Source organism: Novosphingobium sp. BL-S-33 (assembly GCF_056857025.1).
In genome coordinates this window covers 1,117,907-1,135,058 of sequence record NZ_CM166475.1, presented here as the reverse complement: position 1 = coordinate 1,135,058, position 17,152 = coordinate 1,117,907, and the positions used below count along the sequence as shown (strand labels likewise).

General features: G+C 61.2%; 21 protein-coding genes and 2 pseudogenes. 17 read left to right on the top strand and 6 right to left on the bottom strand.

Going from position 1 to position 17,152, the window contains the following annotated elements; translation table 11 throughout:
• Nucleotides 1-8: 8 nt before the first annotated feature.
• The 9 genes and pseudogenes from AC1VVM_RS21630 (at nt 9) to AC1VVM_RS21590 (ending at nt 6,726) form a co-directional block, all read left to right on the top strand.
• Nucleotides 9-953, top strand: coding sequence for a nucleotidyltransferase and HEPN domain-containing protein (locus AC1VVM_RS21630; RefSeq protein WP_482956427.1), 945 nt, complete (start codon nt 9-11; stop codon nt 951-953).
• A 132-nt stretch (nt 954-1,085) separates the two neighbouring features.
• Nucleotides 1,086-1,301, top strand: a complete 216-nt coding sequence (locus AC1VVM_RS21625) for a cold-shock protein (RefSeq protein ID WP_482956426.1) — start codon at nt 1,086-1,088, stop codon at nt 1,299-1,301.
• A 256-nt stretch (nt 1,302-1,557) separates the two neighbouring features.
• Nucleotides 1,558-1,788 carry a helix-turn-helix domain-containing protein gene (locus AC1VVM_RS21620; protein WP_482905832.1) on the top strand — a complete coding sequence of 77 codons (231 nt, stop codon included), beginning with the start codon at nt 1,558-1,560 and terminating at the stop codon, nt 1,786-1,788.
• Nucleotides 1,785-2,369: a S26 family signal peptidase gene (locus tag AC1VVM_RS21615; RefSeq protein WP_482956425.1), complete on the top strand. Its 585-nt coding sequence runs from the start codon at nt 1,785-1,787 to the stop codon at nt 2,367-2,369. The genes AC1VVM_RS21620 and AC1VVM_RS21615 overlap by 4 nt, the downstream gene beginning before the upstream one ends.
• Before the next feature lie 5 nt (nt 2,370-2,374).
• Nucleotides 2,375-2,704: pseudogene (locus AC1VVM_RS21610) on the top strand (lytic transglycosylase domain-containing protein); the annotation flags it as partial.
• Nucleotides 2,700-3,518: pseudogene (locus AC1VVM_RS21605) on the top strand (IS110 family RNA-guided transposase); the annotation flags it as partial. The pseudogenes AC1VVM_RS21610 and AC1VVM_RS21605, both read left to right, overlap by 5 nt.
• 615 nt (nt 3,519-4,133) lie before the next feature.
• Nucleotides 4,134-4,892 carry a hypothetical protein gene (locus AC1VVM_RS21600; RefSeq protein WP_482956424.1) on the top strand — a complete coding sequence of 253 codons (759 nt, stop codon included), beginning with the start codon at nt 4,134-4,136 and terminating at the stop codon, nt 4,890-4,892.
• A gap of 41 nt (nt 4,893-4,933) precedes the next feature.
• Entirely contained in the window at nt 4,934-6,364 is a 1,431-nt protein-coding gene (locus AC1VVM_RS21595) for a dihydrolipoyl dehydrogenase (RefSeq protein WP_482956423.1), read from the top strand.
• Between the two features lie 194 nt (nt 6,365-6,558).
• Nucleotides 6,559-6,726 (top strand): DUF1328 domain-containing protein, encoded by a 168-nt coding sequence (locus AC1VVM_RS21590; protein ID WP_482956422.1) that lies wholly within the window; start codon nt 6,559-6,561, stop codon nt 6,724-6,726.
• A gap of 160 nt (nt 6,727-6,886) precedes the next feature.
• Here AC1VVM_RS21590 and AC1VVM_RS21585 read toward each other — a convergent pair whose 3' ends face one another.
• Complete coding sequence (locus AC1VVM_RS21585; RefSeq protein WP_482905796.1) at nt 6,887-7,483, bottom strand: CGNR zinc finger domain-containing protein; 597 nt, start codon at nt 7,481-7,483, stop codon at nt 6,887-6,889.
• A 61-nt stretch (nt 7,484-7,544) separates the two neighbouring features.
• Here AC1VVM_RS21585 and AC1VVM_RS21580 point away from each other — a divergent pair, with 61 nt between their 5' ends.
• The 7 genes from AC1VVM_RS21580 to AC1VVM_RS21550 all read left to right on the top strand — a co-directional run bounded on the left by AC1VVM_RS21580 (nt 7,545) and on the right by AC1VVM_RS21550 (nt 12,892).
• Entirely contained in the window at nt 7,545-8,072 is a 528-nt protein-coding gene (locus AC1VVM_RS21580) for a lipocalin-like domain-containing protein (protein ID WP_482905795.1), read from the top strand.
• A 7-nt stretch (nt 8,073-8,079) separates the two neighbouring features.
• The gene (locus AC1VVM_RS21575) at nt 8,080-8,982 is read left to right on the top strand and encodes an SDR family NAD(P)-dependent oxidoreductase (RefSeq protein ID WP_482956421.1); all 903 of its coding nucleotides are present in this window, start codon (nt 8,080-8,082) and stop codon (nt 8,980-8,982) included.
• Between the two features lie 154 nt (nt 8,983-9,136).
• Nucleotides 9,137-9,922, top strand: coding sequence for an IS30 family transposase (locus tag AC1VVM_RS21570; protein WP_482956420.1), 786 nt, complete (start codon nt 9,137-9,139; stop codon nt 9,920-9,922).
• A gap of 236 nt (nt 9,923-10,158) precedes the next feature.
• Nucleotides 10,159-10,731: a sigma-70 family RNA polymerase sigma factor gene (locus tag AC1VVM_RS21565; RefSeq protein WP_482905793.1), complete on the top strand. Its 573-nt coding sequence runs from the start codon at nt 10,159-10,161 to the stop codon at nt 10,729-10,731.
• Entirely contained in the window at nt 10,724-11,443 is a 720-nt protein-coding gene (locus AC1VVM_RS21560; RefSeq protein ID WP_482956419.1) for an anti-sigma factor, read from the top strand. Before AC1VVM_RS21565 ends, AC1VVM_RS21560 begins: the two co-directional genes overlap by 8 nt.
• An 80-nt stretch (nt 11,444-11,523) precedes the next feature.
• The gene (locus AC1VVM_RS21555) at nt 11,524-12,093 is read left to right on the top strand and encodes a fasciclin domain-containing protein (protein WP_482956418.1); all 570 of its coding nucleotides are present in this window, start codon (nt 11,524-11,526) and stop codon (nt 12,091-12,093) included.
• Nucleotides 12,094-12,253: 160 nt separating this feature from the next.
• Entirely contained in the window at nt 12,254-12,892 is a 639-nt protein-coding gene (locus AC1VVM_RS21550) for a glutathione S-transferase family protein (protein WP_482957363.1), read from the top strand.
• A gap of 91 nt (nt 12,893-12,983) precedes the next feature.
• On the opposite strand, the gene AC1VVM_RS21545 is transcribed toward AC1VVM_RS21550, so the two are convergent.
• From AC1VVM_RS21545 to AC1VVM_RS21525, 5 genes are all read right to left on the bottom strand, one after another.
• Nucleotides 12,984-14,063 (bottom strand): MBL fold metallo-hydrolase, encoded by a 1,080-nt coding sequence (locus AC1VVM_RS21545; protein WP_482956417.1) that lies wholly within the window; start codon nt 14,061-14,063, stop codon nt 12,984-12,986.
• 230 nt (nt 14,064-14,293) lie between these two features.
• Nucleotides 14,294-14,872, bottom strand: coding sequence for a PRC-barrel domain-containing protein (locus AC1VVM_RS21540; RefSeq protein ID WP_482956416.1), 579 nt, complete (start codon nt 14,870-14,872; stop codon nt 14,294-14,296).
• 79 nt (nt 14,873-14,951) lie between these two features.
• Nucleotides 14,952-15,362 carry a low affinity iron permease family protein gene (locus AC1VVM_RS21535; RefSeq protein ID WP_482956415.1) on the bottom strand — a complete coding sequence of 137 codons (411 nt, stop codon included), beginning with the start codon at nt 15,360-15,362 and terminating at the stop codon, nt 14,952-14,954.
• A 103-nt stretch (nt 15,363-15,465) separates the two neighbouring features.
• Nucleotides 15,466-16,380 carry an NAD(P)/FAD-dependent oxidoreductase gene (locus AC1VVM_RS21530; protein WP_482956414.1) on the bottom strand — a complete coding sequence of 305 codons (915 nt, stop codon included), beginning with the start codon at nt 16,378-16,380 and terminating at the stop codon, nt 15,466-15,468.
• An 8-nt stretch (nt 16,381-16,388) separates the two neighbouring features.
• Nucleotides 16,389-16,598 carry a ComEA family DNA-binding protein gene (locus tag AC1VVM_RS21525; RefSeq protein WP_482956413.1) on the bottom strand — a complete coding sequence of 70 codons (210 nt, stop codon included), beginning with the start codon at nt 16,596-16,598 and terminating at the stop codon, nt 16,389-16,391.
• A 260-nt stretch (nt 16,599-16,858) separates the two neighbouring features.
• Between AC1VVM_RS21525 and AC1VVM_RS21520 the strand changes: the two genes are divergently transcribed.
• Nucleotides 16,859-17,122, top strand: coding sequence for a hypothetical protein (locus AC1VVM_RS21520; protein ID WP_482956412.1), 264 nt, complete (start codon nt 16,859-16,861; stop codon nt 17,120-17,122).
• The last annotated feature ends 30 nt before the right edge of the window (nt 17,123-17,152 follow it).

The following is a 17,152-nucleotide window of genomic DNA, read 5'->3' as shown; positions in this document are numbered from 1 at the left end:
GTTTCTCGATGATCGGCGTCTTTGCTGCGGACTTTTCCAAAGCCGGGGGGATTATGAGGACCGATCTCGACCATTTGTCAGATCAGCATCGACGTGACCTCGAGCGGGTTGTGCAGATCATTTTCTCCGAGTTCGAGGACGTGATTGCTCGGGGAACACAGCCGTGGAAGAGGCGGGGGCGGATCCTGAGCGTCATTCTTTACGGCGCCTACGCCCGTGCCGATTGGACCGCCTCTCACAGCGAGGGCCACCCATGGGATTACGATATCCTGGTCGTCGTCAACCATGAGCGGCTCGCCGACGAAGTTGACCATTGGAGCAAGGCGAAGGACGCGCTCACCCGCGAATACGCGGTAGCCAAACGCATATCGGCACTGCCAAATCTGGTGGTCCATTCGCTCGATGATTTCACCGCGCAGCTCAATCACGGACGGCCGTTTTTCGTGGACCTCCTGCGCAAGGGGATAGCCCTTTACCAATGCAGCGCGACGCGGTTCGGGATACCCAGGAGGCTCAGCCGCGACGAACTTCGCCAGCAAAGCCAGCAGCTTTTCCACCAGTGGTTCGACAGCGCCAAAATCTTCCTCGATATGGCGGATTTCGCACTGTCGCGAGGAGCGAACAACCATGCCGCGTTCCAGCTTCATCAGGCCGCCGAGCAATCGTATCAGGCCGTACTTGCCGTCAAGACACTCCACTGCCCGGGGACGCATCACCTCACGTTCCTGCGCGCCCGGGCCGAGAACGTCGCGCGCGAATTGATTCCGATCTGGCCGCGCGAGGACAAGTTTTCCAGGCGCTGCTTCCAGCTCCTGCACCTCGCTTACATCAAGGGCCGCTACTCCCCCTACTATTCGATCAGCGACGCCGAACTGGACTGGGCTTTTGAGCGGGTTCAGGCGCTCCAAACGGCGGTTCAAGACATCGCCGAGAAGCGGATTTCCAGCATCTGAAGGTTGAATATCGTGCTGGGTCTGCAGAAAAATGGCCCTTGTGAATTCCGGCTTGCAACAATCGTCAACTAACAGACTTGTCCTCCTTGGGGACTGCGGCTCACCTTTGCTGCAGGTTGAAAGGCTGGGCAGATGCCGCGGGGGAAAGTTCTGAATTTCGACACCGGAAAAGGCTATGGCTTCATCGCGCCGGTCGATGGCGGGCCCGACTGTTTCGTCCATATCTCGGCTGTGATCGCATCCGGAATGTGGACGCTGACGGCCGATCAGCAGGTTTTCTATCAGATATTGATCGCAAGGAACGGCAAAGTCTCGGCGGTCAATTTGCGCGGCATTTCTCGCGAATGAGCGTGTAGCTGACAATCGCTTCCTCGCCATTTTTCGAACCCTGGAATACGATCTGTCAGCTCAGTTTGTCATGATCGAAACGCCAGCGACCCAGAAAGGCGCCATCGTCATATTGATGGCTCATGGCGAAGCCGTCGGGCCGGGGGGAGTCGAATTTACCTATAGCCGAATTCGACCCTGCCTGAAGCATGGATTGTCCCTCATTTGAGTGTCCCCCAGGGCGACAACGTGTCGCCCGGCGCACGGAAGGGACACCATGGAAAACTCCGACGAGATCGATCGGGCGCGGGCTGCGAAGCGCGGTTCGCCTTTCCTCAACACGCCGCAGGCAGCCGCTTATCTCGGCATCTCGATCCGCCTGCTTCTGCGATATCGGCGCAATGGGGGTGGGCCGATCTTCCGGCGCCACTGCCGTTTCATCCAGTACCACATCGACGATCTCAACGCCTGGAGTGAGGCGAACTCCGACCGGGCCTTCCGCCGATGAACGGGCCCGACGTCGCCGGCGGCGACGTACCGATCCTGCCAGTTGTCGAGGCCTGGAAGACCCGATGGAGCCGTTATCGAAGGCGGCGAGCCTTGGTGCTTGGCATCGCTTTCGCGGGCAGCCTGCTGGGTGCAACCTTGGCCTTCCCGCCTGCACCGCGCCTTCTCTGGAATGCCAGTCCCAGCGCGCCGATGGGCCTTTACCTGGTATCGCCGGGAAGCGACCCGCTTCCGGGCGATATGGTGATTGTCCGCATGCCCCGCCCCTGGCGCGACCTTGCCGCCTCGCGCCGTTATATTCCCTCGAACGTACCATTGGTGAAGCGCGTCGTCGGCTATCCGGGACGCGAGGTTTGTGCACTGGGAAACGAGATTTTTCTCGACGGCGCTCCACTGGTCGTACGCAAGGCGCGCGATGGGAAAGGGCGGCCCATGCCTTGGTGGCAAGGGTGCCGCGTGCTCGCGCGCGGTGAATATTTCCTCCTCATGACGGCCAGCCCGGATTCCTTTGACGGGCGGTATTTCGGGATAAGCCGCAGCTCGGACATCATCGGTCAGGCCTATCTGTTATGGGAGCGCTGAAAGCGATGATCGTCGCCGCGACGATCATCGCGGCAAGCCCTGTCTGTGCCCAGGATCTGGAGCGCTGGCAGCCCCATATCGAAGAGGCGTCGGCTCGCTTCGGCGTGCCGTCGGCATGGATCCGGAAGGTGATCTGGGCCGAGAGCCGGGGCCGTACGCAGATCGGCGGCGCACCGATCCGCAGTCCCAAAGGCGCCATCGGCCTCATGCAGCTCATGCCGGGCACCTGGGCGGAAATGCGGGCCCGCCTTTCGCTCGGCAGCGATCCGGACAACCCGCGCGACAACATTCTTGCAGGGACATTTTACCTGCGACTGCTCTACGATCGCTTCGGATAAGCTCGACGGTGAGGCCCTGGTCCGTACGTTGCTCGCCTATAAACGTGGAGAGCCGAGGGTCTGCGCGATGGTCGCAGTACCAAGCGTCGAAGACGAAGACCGCCGTCGCATCTGCCGGGAGCGACGCTCGCTGGTGATCGAGCGCATCCGGCACGTTAACCGAGTGAAAGGCCTGCTGTTCGCGCAAGGAGTGGGCGACTACGAGCCGCTGCGCACCAACCGGCGGGCTCGGTTGGAAGAGCTCACTACCGGCGACGGACGACCGTTGCCACGCCATCTCAAGAATGAGATCGAGCGCGAGCTAGACCGGTTGGAGTTGGTTCTGGGGCAGATCAAAGACGTTGAGCGGGAACGCGATGCGATGCTGGAACTAGACACGGCGATCGAAGAGGCTCCAGCGTCAGCGTCGGCCAGCGCTCGTCTGCTTCAATTGCGCGGTATCGGCCCGGAATTCGCTGGCGTGCTTCATGCCGAGGGGTTGTTCCGCAGCTTCAGTAATCGACGACAGGTCGCCAGCTATGCGGGACTGGCGCCATCGCCGTGGCAAAGTGGTGCGATGGACCGAGAGCAAGGGGTGTCCAAAGCGGGCAATAAACGGCTGCGCGTCACGATGATCCAAGTCGCATGGCTGTGGCTGCGACATCAACCAACATCAGAACTGACACTCTGGTATGAGGAGCGGGTGCGAACCAACGGCGGCCGCGTCCGCCGCGTGATGATAGTGGCTCTCGCGCGCAAGTTGCTGATCGCGCTGTGGCAATTCAATTCCGCTGGCGTCGTGCCAAAGGGCGCAATCCTCAAAGCAGCCTGACTGGGTACTCATAGAAGATTTCCTGCGGGGCGACACCCGCCGGATCCAGGTAGACGGACCGTCGATCCCCCTTGGCTTCGATTGCCGATAAAAAGGTTGGTCCCGTTTTCCTGAGCCAAACCCGACGCAAGCGGGATTGTGGTGTAGCCGTGCATGAGCGGCGACCGGATGTGAGGTTAGAGCGGACCGGTTGATGGGACGCTTGTTGCAACAGGCTCAGACCATGGATCTGATATCGAGAGACAGCAAATGCCGTAGCTAGACCGACGATTGACACAAAGCTCCCCATGTGAGGGGGCTTTGGCTAATAGCTGTGGGAATCCAGGAACGTGAGCCCGTCGGCCATAAAAACTACTGTTGCTTGAAGAGGATTTCGGAAAGCTTTGCCTTTGCATTGTTGAAATCCAATCGGCAGTCGTCCGCACGAAAGGTCTGTGCTGACAACGGCGCCATCCATGACGGACGTTCGAGCCCGGATCAATCGCTGTTCGCCGCGCGGCGCGCCTGCTTCCGTTCCATCGCTCCATTTTCGGCAGGAACGATGACCACCTCAGCGGTTTGCATTCGCATCCACGGTCGATCGTTCTCACCTTTAGCGAAGGAGCCAAGCCGACCATGCAAAAGCTTGCCGAGAATTTCTGGAATTTCCGCGGCTCGTTCAAGGTCGCAAAAATCGTCAATCTTGGCACCCAGATGTCTCTGGTGCGAAGCCCTAGCGGGCGTTTCACCCTTATCGACAGCTACGGCGTGTCCGGTGACGACCGCAATGCGCTGCTCAGCCTTACCGGAAACGGCGATGCAATCGACACAATTATCAATGTCCACCCCTTCCACACGCTGCACTGCGCCGCCGCCCATGAACTGGCGCCGCATGCGCGGTTGTTCGGCACACGGCGGCACCGCGAACGGGCGCCCGAACTGCCTTGGGAAGACGACGCGATAGAGGACCAGACAACGCAGGCCAGGTTTCAGGATCTCGACTTTTCAGTCCCTGCCGGGCTCGATCTGGTGACCGCGGATGACGCCGTCCATGCCGCCTCCGTCCTCGTCCGGCACCGGGAAAGCGGCATCGTCCATGTCGACGACACGCTGATGGTGCTGGCGGCGCCTGGCTTGCTCGGCCGCGTTCTCCCCCAGTCGCGGCTGCGCTTTCATCCGATGCTGGGAAAGGCACTGCAGCACCGCCCCGGCGCCGCCGACGATTTTGCAGCTTGGGCGCGGGCTCTGGCACATAACTGGGCGAAAACGCCGATCGTCTGCGCCGCCCATTTGGCCGTGCGGCGCCTGCGTCCCGGTGCCTGGCACGAGGAAGTGACGCATGCGCTATCCACTGCCGACAGGACACTCGACCATCACCGCGCGCGCCACGGCTGATGCCGGCGCATTCTCCCCAATCTACCGGAAGCACCCAGCCCATGAGCGAGAATCAAGCCCGCACGATTGTCTTGCAGACCGATGTCGCGGTAATCGGCGCCGGCACCGCCGGTCTCGCTGCCGAGCGCGCCGCGCGCAAGAACGGGGCCTCAACCCTGTTGATCGATCCCGATTTCAACGGGACCACGTGCGCGCGGGTGGGCTGCATGCCCTCCAAGCTGCTGATCGCCGCAGCCCGTGAAGCCGCGCGTATCGGGCGAGCGAGCCTGTTCGGGATAGAGGTCGATGGCGTCAGGATCGATGGTCCTTCCGTCCTGCAGCGCGTGCGCGCGGAGCGTGACCGGTTCGCCCGCCTGGTACGCGAGTCGATCACCCGGCTGCCAAAGGACGTGGCGATCCACGCACACGCCCGTTTCGAGGGGCCCGGCCGCCTCATTCTCGACGACGGGCGGCGCGTGGAAGCGCGGGCGATCGTCATCGCTACCGGCTCTGCGCCGATCCTGCCCGCGCCTTTCGCGGCGCTGGGGGAGGCAGCGCTCACCAGCGACACCGTGTTCGAACTGGCGGACCTTCCGAAGCGCCTTGCGGTGGTCGGCTCGGGCGCCATCGGCCTCGAACTGGCGCAGGCGTTCGCCCACCTTGGCGTCGAAGTCGCGCTGTTCGACAAGGGCGAGCGCATGGCCAAAGTGCGCTGCAACAAAGTCCATGGCCGGCTGCGCGAGGTTCTGGAAGATGATCTCGCCCTGCATCTCGGCGTTGAAGTCACGCCCAATACTGCAGAGCGTGGCGTGCGCCTGAACTGGAGCGGCGCGAGCATGGGCGAGGCGGAATTTGACAAGGTGCTCGTCGCCGTCGGGCGAAAGCCGCAGCTGGGCGGGCTCGATCTCGACAAGGCCGGGCTCGACCTCGACGATCACGGCGTTCCCCGGCATGAGCGCACGACGATGCGCTGCGGGGAAAGCGCTGTCTTCCTGGCAGGAGATGCGGCGGCGGATCTGCCGCTTCTGCACGAAGCTTCGCACGAGGGCGCCATCGCCGGCCGCAACGCCGCTGCCTATCCCGCGCCGATCCCGGCGGCGCGCAACACGCCCTTTGCCATCACTTTCACCGAACCGGTGCTGGCCACGATCGGCAAGGCGGAGGAGGAGGGCGCCGTCACCGGATCGGCGGATTTTTCCGATCAGGGCCGCGCGCGCGTTGACGGGCTCAATTGCGGGGTGCTGACTCTCTACGCCTCAGCGCCCGACGGCAGGCTGATCGGAGCCGATCTGATCGCGCCTGCGGGCGAGCATCTGGCGCACATGCTGGCCTGGGCGGTGCAGGGCGGCTTAACTGCGACGCAGCTTCTGGCCATGCCCTTCTATCATCCGACCGTCGAGGAAGGATTGAAAAAGGCACTGCGCACCATCTGTGCCGTTACCCCCATCGCGCTCCCTCCCGATCAGGATGCGGGTACGCCCGCGGGCGCGTAATGGCCCGCTTCACGAAAGGACAGGGCGTGAGCTGCCAGAGCTACGAGAGACCAATGCCGCGAAGATAGGAAGCTCGCTTTCTTTTACTCGCTTCGGCTTTCGCAACATCGCGCGGAACATAGGGACAGGCCGAAGGTTAGAAGAAAGAGCTGCTCGAAAAGGTCGGCGCAGCGTTTGCATAAAGGAGAGCCCTCATGTTTCGCTGGGCCATAATTTTTGCCGTTGTCGCGGTGATCGCGGCGCTTCTGGGCTTTGGCGGAGTAGCAGGTCTTTCTGTCAGCCTTGCAAAGCTCTTCTTGCTCGTTGCGGTCGTAATCCTTGTTCTTGGCTATTTCTTCGGTCGCGGCAGAAGAGTGCCTTGAGGCATGACGGTTCGACATATTGCGGTTCGCCAGAGACTGTCGGCCGTAACCTGAAGTTTCAGATCTCACGGCAGGAGGCTCTCGAGCGCTCGCTCCTGCCGTGACCTTTCATCCCCGCCCAAATGGGAGGGGACTCGAAATGTGCGTTCTTTGGCCGGCGTCACACGTCGGTTGGCGGCGTTCGCTTGCGCCGCCGAAATTCTGCGACCTTGGCCTTGTTTCCACAGGCCGACATCGAGCACCAACGCCGATCACCAGAGCGCGAAGTGTCTACGAATTGGATCGTACAGGTAGGCGACTGACATTGGCGAATGTTCGCCGCGTCCTCGTTGCCGAACAGGTGAACTGCTTTCCTTGCCAGGAACGACAATAGACCCGCGACCGATCCATCGAGCGTAAGCCCGCCGTCCGCACCCAGGACCGGCGCCGCCGCCGGGGCTGCGGCGATGCGATTGAGCTCATCGCGTGCATCAGCGTCGAAGTCCGACCCTTCCAGCCCTCCAGCGAGTTCGAAAATCGCCTCCCGTAGGGAGCAAGCTGTTGCCAGGTCTGCCTCTGTCGCACCGGGCGAGGATGCCACCATCCCTGCCGATACCAGCCAACGGTCGAGATCTTCCGGCGTTGCCAGCAACTCGCGAGGAGCGGGCTTGAGTCTGCCCTGAAGCGTCGCTGCCAGATCGATTGCGGCGTTGCCGCCTCGAAACCGAAAGCCATCCCGATCCTCGGGGAGGGAAACCGCCGTGCGATGTTTTCTCATGTAACCTTATTGACAGGTTTCTCGGATCGGCGCAACTGATGTAACCGCACAAAGAAGTTACATGGAGGCCGCCGTGAATCATCGCGTCTCGTTTGCGTCTATCGCCGCTGCTTCATTGCTATCCGGGGCCGCCCCCGGGGCGGCGCAATCTCGGGAAGACATCACTTCGCTGCAGGGCACATGGACGATGGTCTCCGCCTACGAGATCAAGGCCGATGGCACGCGCTCGACCAATTACGGGGAGCATCCGCTTGGCCTGCTGACGATCGATGCTGCACACCGATACAACATGCAGATTTACAGGGTCGGCCGGCCTTCCTTTGCCAGCGGGGATAAAGCACGCGGTACGACGGAAGAATACCGGCAGGCGGTGGTGGGATCGAGTACGCACTTTGGCACCGTCGCGATCGACAGGGCTAGGCACAAGCTGGTGTTCGATGTGACAGCCGCCTCCTTTCCCAATTGGCAGGGCAAACGGCAGGAGCGTGACTATACCTTCAAGGATGGCCTTCTGACTTATGCCGTTCCAGCCGGTGCATCGAGTAGCGGAATAGTCGCCTATTCGGTCTGGCAGCGCCTCGACCCGTGAAACGACCATGATCGAGGAAATCGCGAATTCCGCTTGGGCGGAGCACCAAACCCACGTTTCGGCGCAGTTTTCTGCCCTGCTCGCAGCTATTTCGCGGCATATCGCCCAGTTCGTGCCAAGCCTTCCTTTCATGAGAAGTACCCAGAACATGAGCGATATACTTTCCAGGCAAACCGTTGTCGTGATCGGGGGCGGAAGCGGCATCGGCGCAGCAGTGGCCGAACTTTCGCGCTCGAAGGGCGCCCGGGTCGTTGCCATCAGCCGATCCGGCAGCGCTCCCCAAGGCGTGCAACCAATCGCACTCGATGCCTGCGATCTCGATGCGCTCGGCAACGCCTTCGCCGCCATTGGTCCTATCGATCACCTCATATATACGGCAGGTTCGAGAAGCACGGCAACGGCGTTGCCCCTGCTTGATCCCGACGACCTGTCGCTGGCGTTCGACATCAAACTCTTTGGCGCAATCCATGCCGTTCGATTGGCCCTGCCTCATCTATCGGCTCACGCGGCGATAACATTTACCTCAGGCCAGGTGTCCCGCAAATATGGCATTGGCAGCATGGTTAGGGGCGCAGTCAACGCCGCTACCGATGCGGCGGCCCGCCATTTGGCGAAAGAACTGGCCCCGCGCCGTGTCAATGTCGTCAGTCCAGGCATTGTGGACAGCCAAGTTCACAAACGAAGTGCAACACCAGGTTATGGTGTTGTCATGGGAAGAGCTTACGAACAGCTTGATCTGGAAGAGCGGTGTACGATTGCCCGTCTTCATGAAGACGGGCAATCACTGCGCCAGATCGCGGCAGCTCTGGATCGCTCGGCATCGACTGTTGCGCGGCGATCTGGACGAGAAAGCGCGACAATCAAGATGAGAATCCGGTGTGTCGGGATCGGCGTAGGGCGTAGCCCGTAGCCGGTCCCGACACACCGGAGGCACTCTTTGCCGGGTGCCTGTGATGGTCGTGGTGGCCGCTATGCATCGGGTTTTCCGGGGAGGAGGACCTGACGTGTGGCCGGCCGACACATCAACGATCATCAAGTGAGACTTTTCATGACCAACAGACGTTATGACCCCGTCGCCTTGGCGGCGGCGAAGGCCGGGTTCAGTCCGGCGACGGGCTATCGGGTTCTGCAGGCCACCCAGCTGCCATCGCCGCGGATGGCGCCGCAAGCCCGGCGGATCCTCGGTCCGCTTCATCGCCAAGCGCCAACCCATCGCCATGCGCCCGGACGAGGCCGCGGATCGGTCCCGGCCCGGCCACTGGGAGGCCGACTTCATGCTCTTCGCCCGATACGGCCAGGCCATCCTCGTCGCCCATGAACGCTCCTCGCGCTACACCCTGATCTGCCATCCGCCCGACCGAAAGGCCCGGCGCACCGCCGACCTGCTCGCCGCCATGCTGCGGCCCTGGCCCGCCGCCTTGCGCCAAACCCTGACCCTCGACAACGGCACCGAGTTTGCACAGCACCACAGGTTGCACCGTCTCGGCATCGATACGTTCTTCTGCGACCCCCATGCCCCATGGCAAAAGGGCGGCGTCGAAAACGCCATCGGCCGCCTCAGACGCGACCTGCCGCGCAAGACCAACATCGAGGATCTCTCGCCTGCCCACTTTGAGGACATCATCCAACGCTACAACAATACACCGCGAAAATGCCTCGACTTCAAAACACCCGCCGAGGCATGCTCTCTTCAACCGTTGCACTTCGAATGTGAATCCACAACACCCCAACCTGGGGGGAGACCGGGTCCGATGTCCGTACGGCGTTTCTTACCCGCGTGGCAGCCGGGCTTTCGGTGGAGCGGGTCGGCACGCCGCAAGATCTGGCTCACGCCTATCTCTTCGCCATGAGCAACGCCTTCGTCACGGGATCGGTGATCGACGTCGATGGCGGCGGGCTTTTGTAAACTGGGAGGTAAAGAGCGTTGACAGTCCCGTACTGGTTCCAGGCCTCAAGAACCTGAGAACTGCGACGCCGCTCGCCAGAACACGAGCGATGTCGCGCAGAAAGTTCCACCGCTTTGGCGCAGACAGCTCAGAGCCATCAGGGAGTTTGAAACACAGTCCCAGACTGATAGGCTGGGTCCGTGGAAGATGCAGACGCCGAGCGCCAGAAACTGATCGCCGCGTTGGGCAGGGTGGCCTGCGGCGAGCGATCAGCACTCCGCGAAGTCTATGAGAAGACATCGGCGAAGCTATTCGGCGTGTGCCTGCGTATCTCCGCTGACCGAGAGGCTGCGGAGGATATTTTGCAGGACGTGTACATCAAGGTGTGGAATCGGGCCGACAGGTTCGATCCCGGACGTTCCAGCCCGATCACGTGGCTTTGTGCGATAGCGCGCAATGCCGCGATCGACTGGAGCCGGGCATCGCACCGGCTTGGAACTGCCGGCACCGTCCCGCCGGAAGAGACCGCTGACCAGATCGCCGACAATACCTTGCCGGCCGACCAACGGATCGAGCAGGACCAGCTTCAGGCGCGCATAGTGTTCTGTCTTGACGAACTGGAGCAGCGGCAAAGCGATTCCATTCGGGCCGCCTTTTTCGATGGCCTGACTTATGCAGAGTTGGCAGAGCGCATGGCCGTGCCGCTCGGTACCATGAAAAGCTGGATTCGACGTGGGATGCAGCGGCTGAAGGAGTGTATCGGTGATGGCTGATACGCCGTTGCCTCCCGACGAGCGCGATGCTCTGGTTGCCGAACTGGCACTTGGCGTTCTGAGCGCAAGTGAGCGTGCAGACGCACTTCGGCGCCTTATGGCCGATCCCAACTTCGCGCCTGAGGTGATCCACGAATGGGATCGACGGCTCGAACCACTTTATGACCAGTACGCTCCGATCCAGCCACCTTCGCACCTATGGGCAAGGATCGAGACGGGCATTGCCGGTGCTACGTCTTCAATTGACCCTGGCAATCGGCGGTTGCGCATTTGGCAGGGCAGCGCGCTCATGGCGGGTCTGGTTGCTGCCTCGCTAGCGCTGATGCTGGTTTTGCGTCTCTCGCCCGCCACCACGGCAGGTAATCCGCAACGCACGGAACAAGTCGTCATCGCCCAGTTGACCGGGGCGCCCGATGGCCCCGTGGTTCTCGCCCGCTTTGATCCTGCAAGCGGACGGCTTGCGCTACGTCCGTCCGGCATAAAGCCGGGCACATTGCAGCCCGAGCTCTGGATCATTCCGGATGATGGTAAGCCGCGATCGCTGGGATTGATTCCGCGCGATGCCGAAAGTCATGTCCTGGTCGGCGCCGCGCTCCGAGCGTACATGACGGAAGGCGCGACACTGGCTGTCACCATGGAGCCGGGTGTCGGCGCGCCCCACGCTGCCCCCAGTTCCACCCCGATCGCTTCCGGAAAAATATCACTGATCTGACTGCATCCAGCGGCAGCCCGCCGTCGTAGCTGTCATGCACGCCCGCCTTTCGGGACGCGCGACACAGGAAGGATGCCAGGATGTCAAATATCCTCACGAAGCTCTCTCTTTCGCTCGCTGGCGCGGCGCTGCTCGCCGCCGGCGCGCCGATCGTGGCGGCAAGCATGGGAGCTAACCCGATGGTCGGCGGCGCCGCAATGTATCCATCGAAGGACATCATCGACAATGCCGTCAACTCAAAGGACCACACGACGCTAGTCGCTGCGGTGAAGGCAGCGGGTCTGGTCGACACGCTCAAGGGAGCAGGGCCGTTCACCGTCTTCGCGCCGACCAATGAAGCTTTTGCCAAGCTGCCTGCCGGTTCCGTCGACACGTTGTTGAAGTCGGAAAACAAGGCGACGCTGACCAAGCTGCTCACCTATCATGTCGTTCCCGGGCGCCTGACCGCCAGGGATATCGCCGCGAAAGCGAAGATGGGCGGCGGCAAGGCCGCGCTCACGACTGTCGAAGGCGAGAAGCTGACTGCCTGGGAAAAGGACGGTGCCTGGTATCTGACCGATGCCAAGGGTGGCACCGCAAAGATCACTATCGCCGACGTCATGCAGTCCAACGGCGTCATTCATGTGGTGGATACGGTGCTGATGCCCTGAGCACAGGCTCGGGGCGGGAAAGCCCGCCGATCGTGGGGGTCGGCGGGCTTTCCTTTTGTAAATCCTGCAAATGTTGCCCAAGCTCCAGGGCGCGCTCGGGCAACCAAGTGCGGAACCGACCGTTGGTCTGATTGTGTCCCCGCAATGGAACCCAATGGCGATGATCACCGTCTACCATCTGGAGAATTCGCGATCGCAGCGCGTGCTGTGGATGCTTGAGGAACTTGGCCTTCCTTATGCAGTCAAGCGCTATGAACGCGATCCGAAAACGATGCTCGCGCCGCCAGAGCTGCGCTCTGTGCACCCTCTGGGAAAATCGCCGGTGCTGGTCGATCGCGATCCATCCGGCGCGAACCGTATCGTCGTGGAAACCGGCGCGATCGCCGAATACCTTGTCGACAAGGCAGACGGCCGGCTTGGCAAGCCTTATGGCGAGGATGCGGCGATGCGTTATCGCCAGTTCCTGCACTATGCCGAAGGCTCGTTGATGCCGCCGCTTCTGGTCAATCTGGTGCTGGAGCGCATACCAGTTCTGGGAAAAGTGGCGCAGAAGCGCCTGCAACCCATGATCGACGTGCATCTGGATTTCGTGGAGCGCGAATTGAGCGCCCGTCCCTGGTTTGCCGGAGACACATTCACGGCAGCCGACATCATGATGAGCTTTCCGCTCGAAGCAGCAAGGGATCGCGGCTTCTTGACTATCGGCCGGCCGATGACCGGGATCTGGCTCGAAACGATACAGGCAAGACCCGCCTATCAGGCGGCACTCGACAAAGGCGGCCCCTATCGGTTTGCGTGATTCCGACGATCGGCTTGGCCCTCAGGTAACGGTCACTCTCGCGCAATTTCAGGGAAGCAGCCAGATAGGGTGTCCAGGATAAGGCGCGCTTCTAGCTTCGCCGCCCGAAGTGATAGCTCGCACCGACCACCGATCGAATGACCTTGTCTGGCATCGCTTCCGAGGCGGAAGCGATGAACACGTCGCCGCTGCAATGGCCGGGAATGACATAGTCGGGATCGATTGCCTGCATCATCGCCACCGTCTCCAACGCCTGCGCCCTGGTTTGGGGCGGGACGAGATGAAACCCTCCGACAATGGCGTGGATGCGATTGACGCCGGAAACAGCCTGTGCGCGGCGCACGGTGTTAATGATGCCGCGATGACTGCATGAGCCAATGACGACCAGCCCGCGGCCTGCCACGTTGTACACGGTTCCCAATTCGTGGATCGCGTCATCTACAATGAAATCGACATCGCGTTTTGCCGGATCGAGCAAGGCGCGGTTGCAGTTCTGACCCGGAAGCATCGCAGTCGGGACGCGAGGACGTTCGGTCGTTACGAACGGAATTTCGCCCGTGGTGAACGCTTGTCCGGCGACCGACTGTGGGTCCGGCGACACGACGAGCTGAATGCCGGCCTGTCCCAGTGCAGCGCGATCAATTGCGCCGAAGGATGATGTCCCGGGTGTGACACCGCGCAGCCTTGCACAGAACGCTTCCTCGCCGCCGACGAACAAGGGTGTGCCACGACGGACCGCTGCAGTTCCCAGCAGGCCATCCAGCCCCCCGAAATGGTCGTAATGTCCATGGCTGAGCACCATCGCATCAAGCGTAGCCGGATCGGCACCGATCAGCACAAGGTTGTTGAGCAATGCCTGCGATGTGTAGCCAAAATCAATGAGAACGTTTTTTGGTGTCGCTCCAGAGCCCGGCGTGCTGCGGGCAAGAAGCGAATAGCCCCATTCGGCAGAGTAGGTCTGATGATAGTCCCGTGCTGGGTGCGGGGGAGACACCGATATATCGGGGCGTTCGAATTCCGTCATGAATACGTTGGCGAAATTGTCGACGACGACCGTCAGATTTAGTGAATCAACGAGCGGCACTTTCAGTATTTCTGCGTCGGCCGCGCGCGGAAACCGAAAGAGCGCTGCGACTCCCAGACCCATCAATGCTCTTCGATTCAGTTTCATTTCTTCATCCCCGGCTTGCATTCAAGCTCACTGAGCGCAGGCGCCCGGTCAAGATTTCAATTGGATCGGTTGTCCTCTTTGCGGCGGGTTGGAACTCAGCAACCAATAGACTGAACTTGGCCCGATTCGGTGTGGCCGAAGTGTGAAGTCCTCGAGCAGGCGCGTACGCGCGCCCAAGGCAACGCCGACAGCCCGACCGTATTGGCAGAGTTCCGCTCTCTCGGTGGAGGTCACCCGCCATGGACGGAGGCGGGCCATTCATCTGTCTCGAGCGGTTCGATTTGCTCAAAGTCGGCTTCGGAAAGCGCCAACGCCAGCGCATCGCAGCCAAATCTGATCATTCCGGCAGATACGGCGCGTAGAACTTCATCCAGTCCCCCAACTGCACTGGTGGCCACAACCACGTAGTTGATCTTACCGGAGCGGCATTCGATAAGCGCATCAACGGCTTTCCCGACGTGTTTGCCGTTGGCCGTAACCACGGGCATGCCCTTCAAGCCCGCTGCCGTGAAAAGGGTGGCGCTGGCCGATCTGCGGCTCGCCGAGGTTGCCGACCTGGCGCCATCTTCGTGGGCGGTCTGGCGTCCCAGCCAGCGCCATACACCGACAAGATTGACCAGCGTCAAAAAGGCATTTGCAACAATCAGAGAGGGTTGCCCCGACGCAATGCCGACTATCGTCCAGCAAATTGAGCCCAGGGTGAACACGGCAAAGCCCCACCCGGTCACGCGGGCGCCGATATTGGCGGCCGTCATCATTGCGGCTGTCATGGTGGCAATCGGGGCAATCCAGTTAGCGAGGTCGTTCATTCTGGCTACCCTCGTTAATCGGGCTGGAGGTTCGCTATCCCGATCCGGAGTGGGCCTGTCCCGGTGTCTCCGGGAGCGCTCAGTAGCGGGACAGTAGGCTGTCTACCGTCCGGGTGACTGAGCGATCCTTGTCGCCTTCAGAGCGTATGTCTTTTTCCAGCGCGGCGCGAATTTCACAGATTTGCGCATCGGTCAGATGCTCGATGCCCACGAACTGGGACCGGGCGCTCTCCTGAGACCGCAGGATTTCATCGAGTTTGGCCTGCATCGCCGCGCCGTCGCGGTTCTGGCTGTTCTGAATCAGAAATACCGCAAGGAAGGTCATGACCGTGGTGGCAGTGTTGATGATCAGTTGCCAGGTGTCGGAGTAATGGAGCGCCGGGCCGCTCACGGCCCAGAGAATGACAGCGGCCACCGCGACAACGAAGGCCGAGGGGCGGCCCATCCAGTTCGCTGCTTTGGAAGCGATTGCAGTGAAGAAGCGATCCATAAGAAATTCCTGAAGCTGGAGACCGCAAAAGCGATCAACACGGCAATCGCACCCATGAGGAAACGAAGCTCGAACTGGCTTTGTTGCTACGCTCTGAAGAGAATTAGCGGGCGAGCGGGCTCTGCTCTGCAAGGTCATTCCGGATAGTTGTCGCCGCCACGCCGGCCTCGCCCATCGCGTGGCTGATTTGATCCAGCCCTTTGCTCACGTCGCCTGCCGCGTAGAGCCCCGGAACCGTCGTTCGCTGGTGCGCGTCGACGACAAGGCACCCGTCGGCACTGCATTCGGCGCCAAGGGCGCTCGCGAGTTCGGAGCGGATTTGCGATCCAAGCGCGGGATAGACGGTATCGAACGCAAGAATGCCCTCGGGGGTAGGAACCAGGATAGCTCTGTCCTCAAGCTGCAACGACGAGCAGGGGCCGTCGACCAGGTGCACGCCCAGATTGCCCAGCATTTCCCTTTGCCGCGCTGAAAGGTCGTGGCAGCTGTCGGGCGCGATCAAGGTCACCAAGCGACTGTACATTCTGAGAAAGATCGCCTCGTTGTAGCCGTGGGTATGCGTGCCGAGGACTGCGACCTTTTTGTCCGTGACTTCATAACCATCGCAAATTGGGCAGTAGCGGATCAAGCCTCTGGCAAGCGCCTCGTCGTGCACCGCGCAAGGCAGGTCCGGGCGATTGTTCACAACGCCTGTCGCAAGCAGGACTGTCCTTGCCGTCAGGCGGAGCTTTCCCAGTTCGGCCTTAAAGCCGCCAGCGCTCCGCTTCAGGTTCGTAACAGAACCAGAAATGATGTTGCCGCCGAACTCCGCCGCCTGCTCGCGCATCCTGCCGAGCAATTCCTTGCCGGAGATACCTCCAGGATATCCCGCGTGGTTGCGCGTATGGGGGATCAGCGCAGCCCGACTGTTTCCGTCATCGATTATCGCCAGCTTGAGGTGGAAGCGACCCAGGTAGATCGCTGCGGTTAACCCGGCAGGCCCGCCACCGATAACAAGACAGTCAAGCAGCTGTTCCATGACGGATCTCAGTCGATCGATCTTCGAGCGCTAACGGTCAGAGGCGCGTTTTGATCTACCTTTCCGGCAAGTCCGGGCACTTCGTCGAGTTGATGTACCGCGGTAAAGCGGCCACGGTCTTCGCGGTAGCGCACGATCTCAAAGCCATGGCCCGTCAGGCAGTCCACAGTGTCGAGTTCCTCGGCCGTAGCTGTATTGATGTCGATCCGGGATTCCATGCCGACTCATCCTCTGCCTGCGTAAACGTGACCGATGAGCTGAACGCCTGGAGGGCTGGCCAGTTGCCCGTGGTGGCAAAGCCGCAGAAGCAACCAAAGCCGCGCGCAACCCTCACGATGTTGCTGGGGTTACGCATGCTCGGTAAATGACGGGAAACGAACAGCGCGTAAACGCTCGCGGCGCCGCCTCGACATAACATGGAGGCGCCGCCCTGGCTGTAGGGCGGCATTGTCGATGCTACGCTTTATCGGACGAGGCGATGAAGGAGATGATCGTGAATATTGAGCGACCACCCTCAGAAGTGCGGGTTTTCGGGTGGCTGACGCTGCCAATGCTCAAGACATTCGGCTATCTGGTTTCCACAGCAAGCGTCATCCTCCTCGCGATTGTGTCTTGGCCCAAGGCAAAGGAGGACCCGCTGCTTATGGGCTGCCTGTTTGCCGGCGTAGCCACATCGATCATTGGGATGTTCTGCCGCTGGCTGACGTACCAGATCGAGAATCGTGCCAAACGCGGAACCTGAGATCATCACGTTCTCCCGGTTCAGAATTCA

Coding starts and splice junctions, on each gene's coding strand:
- AC1VVM_RS21630 (WP_482956427.1), top strand. CDS start 9: ATGATCGGCGTCTTTGCTGCGGACTTTTCCAAAGCCGGGGGGATTATG.
- AC1VVM_RS21625 (WP_482956426.1), top strand. CDS start 1,086: ATGCCGCGGGGGAAAGTTCTGAATTTCGACACCGGAAAAGGCTATGGC.
- AC1VVM_RS21620 (WP_482905832.1), top strand. CDS start 1,558: ATGGAAAACTCCGACGAGATCGATCGGGCGCGGGCTGCGAAGCGCGGT.
- AC1VVM_RS21615 (WP_482956425.1), top strand. CDS start 1,785: ATGAACGGGCCCGACGTCGCCGGCGGCGACGTACCGATCCTGCCAGTT.
- AC1VVM_RS21600 (WP_482956424.1), top strand. CDS start 4,134: ATGCAAAAGCTTGCCGAGAATTTCTGGAATTTCCGCGGCTCGTTCAAG.
- AC1VVM_RS21595 (WP_482956423.1), top strand. CDS start 4,934: ATGAGCGAGAATCAAGCCCGCACGATTGTCTTGCAGACCGATGTCGCG.
- AC1VVM_RS21590 (WP_482956422.1), top strand. CDS start 6,559: ATGTTTCGCTGGGCCATAATTTTTGCCGTTGTCGCGGTGATCGCGGCG.
- AC1VVM_RS21585 (WP_482905796.1), bottom strand. CDS start 7,483: ATGAGAAAACATCGCACGGCGGTTTCCCTCCCCGAGGATCGGGATGGC.
- AC1VVM_RS21580 (WP_482905795.1), top strand. CDS start 7,545: ATGGAGGCCGCCGTGAATCATCGCGTCTCGTTTGCGTCTATCGCCGCT.
- AC1VVM_RS21575 (WP_482956421.1), top strand. CDS start 8,080: ATGATCGAGGAAATCGCGAATTCCGCTTGGGCGGAGCACCAAACCCAC.
- AC1VVM_RS21570 (WP_482956420.1), top strand. CDS start 9,137: ATGACCCCGTCGCCTTGGCGGCGGCGAAGGCCGGGTTCAGTCCGGCGA.
- AC1VVM_RS21560 (WP_482956419.1), top strand. CDS start 10,724: ATGGCTGATACGCCGTTGCCTCCCGACGAGCGCGATGCTCTGGTTGCC.
- AC1VVM_RS21555 (WP_482956418.1), top strand. CDS start 11,524: ATGTCAAATATCCTCACGAAGCTCTCTCTTTCGCTCGCTGGCGCGGCG.
- AC1VVM_RS21550 (WP_482957363.1), top strand. CDS start 12,254: ATGATCACCGTCTACCATCTGGAGAATTCGCGATCGCAGCGCGTGCTG.
- AC1VVM_RS21545 (WP_482956417.1), bottom strand. CDS start 14,063: ATGAAACTGAATCGAAGAGCATTGATGGGTCTGGGAGTCGCAGCGCTC.
- AC1VVM_RS21540 (WP_482956416.1), bottom strand. CDS start 14,872: ATGAACGACCTCGCTAACTGGATTGCCCCGATTGCCACCATGACAGCC.
- AC1VVM_RS21535 (WP_482956415.1), bottom strand. CDS start 15,362: ATGGATCGCTTCTTCACTGCAATCGCTTCCAAAGCAGCGAACTGGATG.
- AC1VVM_RS21530 (WP_482956414.1), bottom strand. CDS start 16,380: ATGGAACAGCTGCTTGACTGTCTTGTTATCGGTGGCGGGCCTGCCGGG.
- AC1VVM_RS21525 (WP_482956413.1), bottom strand. CDS start 16,598: ATGGAATCCCGGATCGACATCAATACAGCTACGGCCGAGGAACTCGAC.
- AC1VVM_RS21520 (WP_482956412.1), top strand. CDS start 16,859: ATGAAGGAGATGATCGTGAATATTGAGCGACCACCCTCAGAAGTGCGG.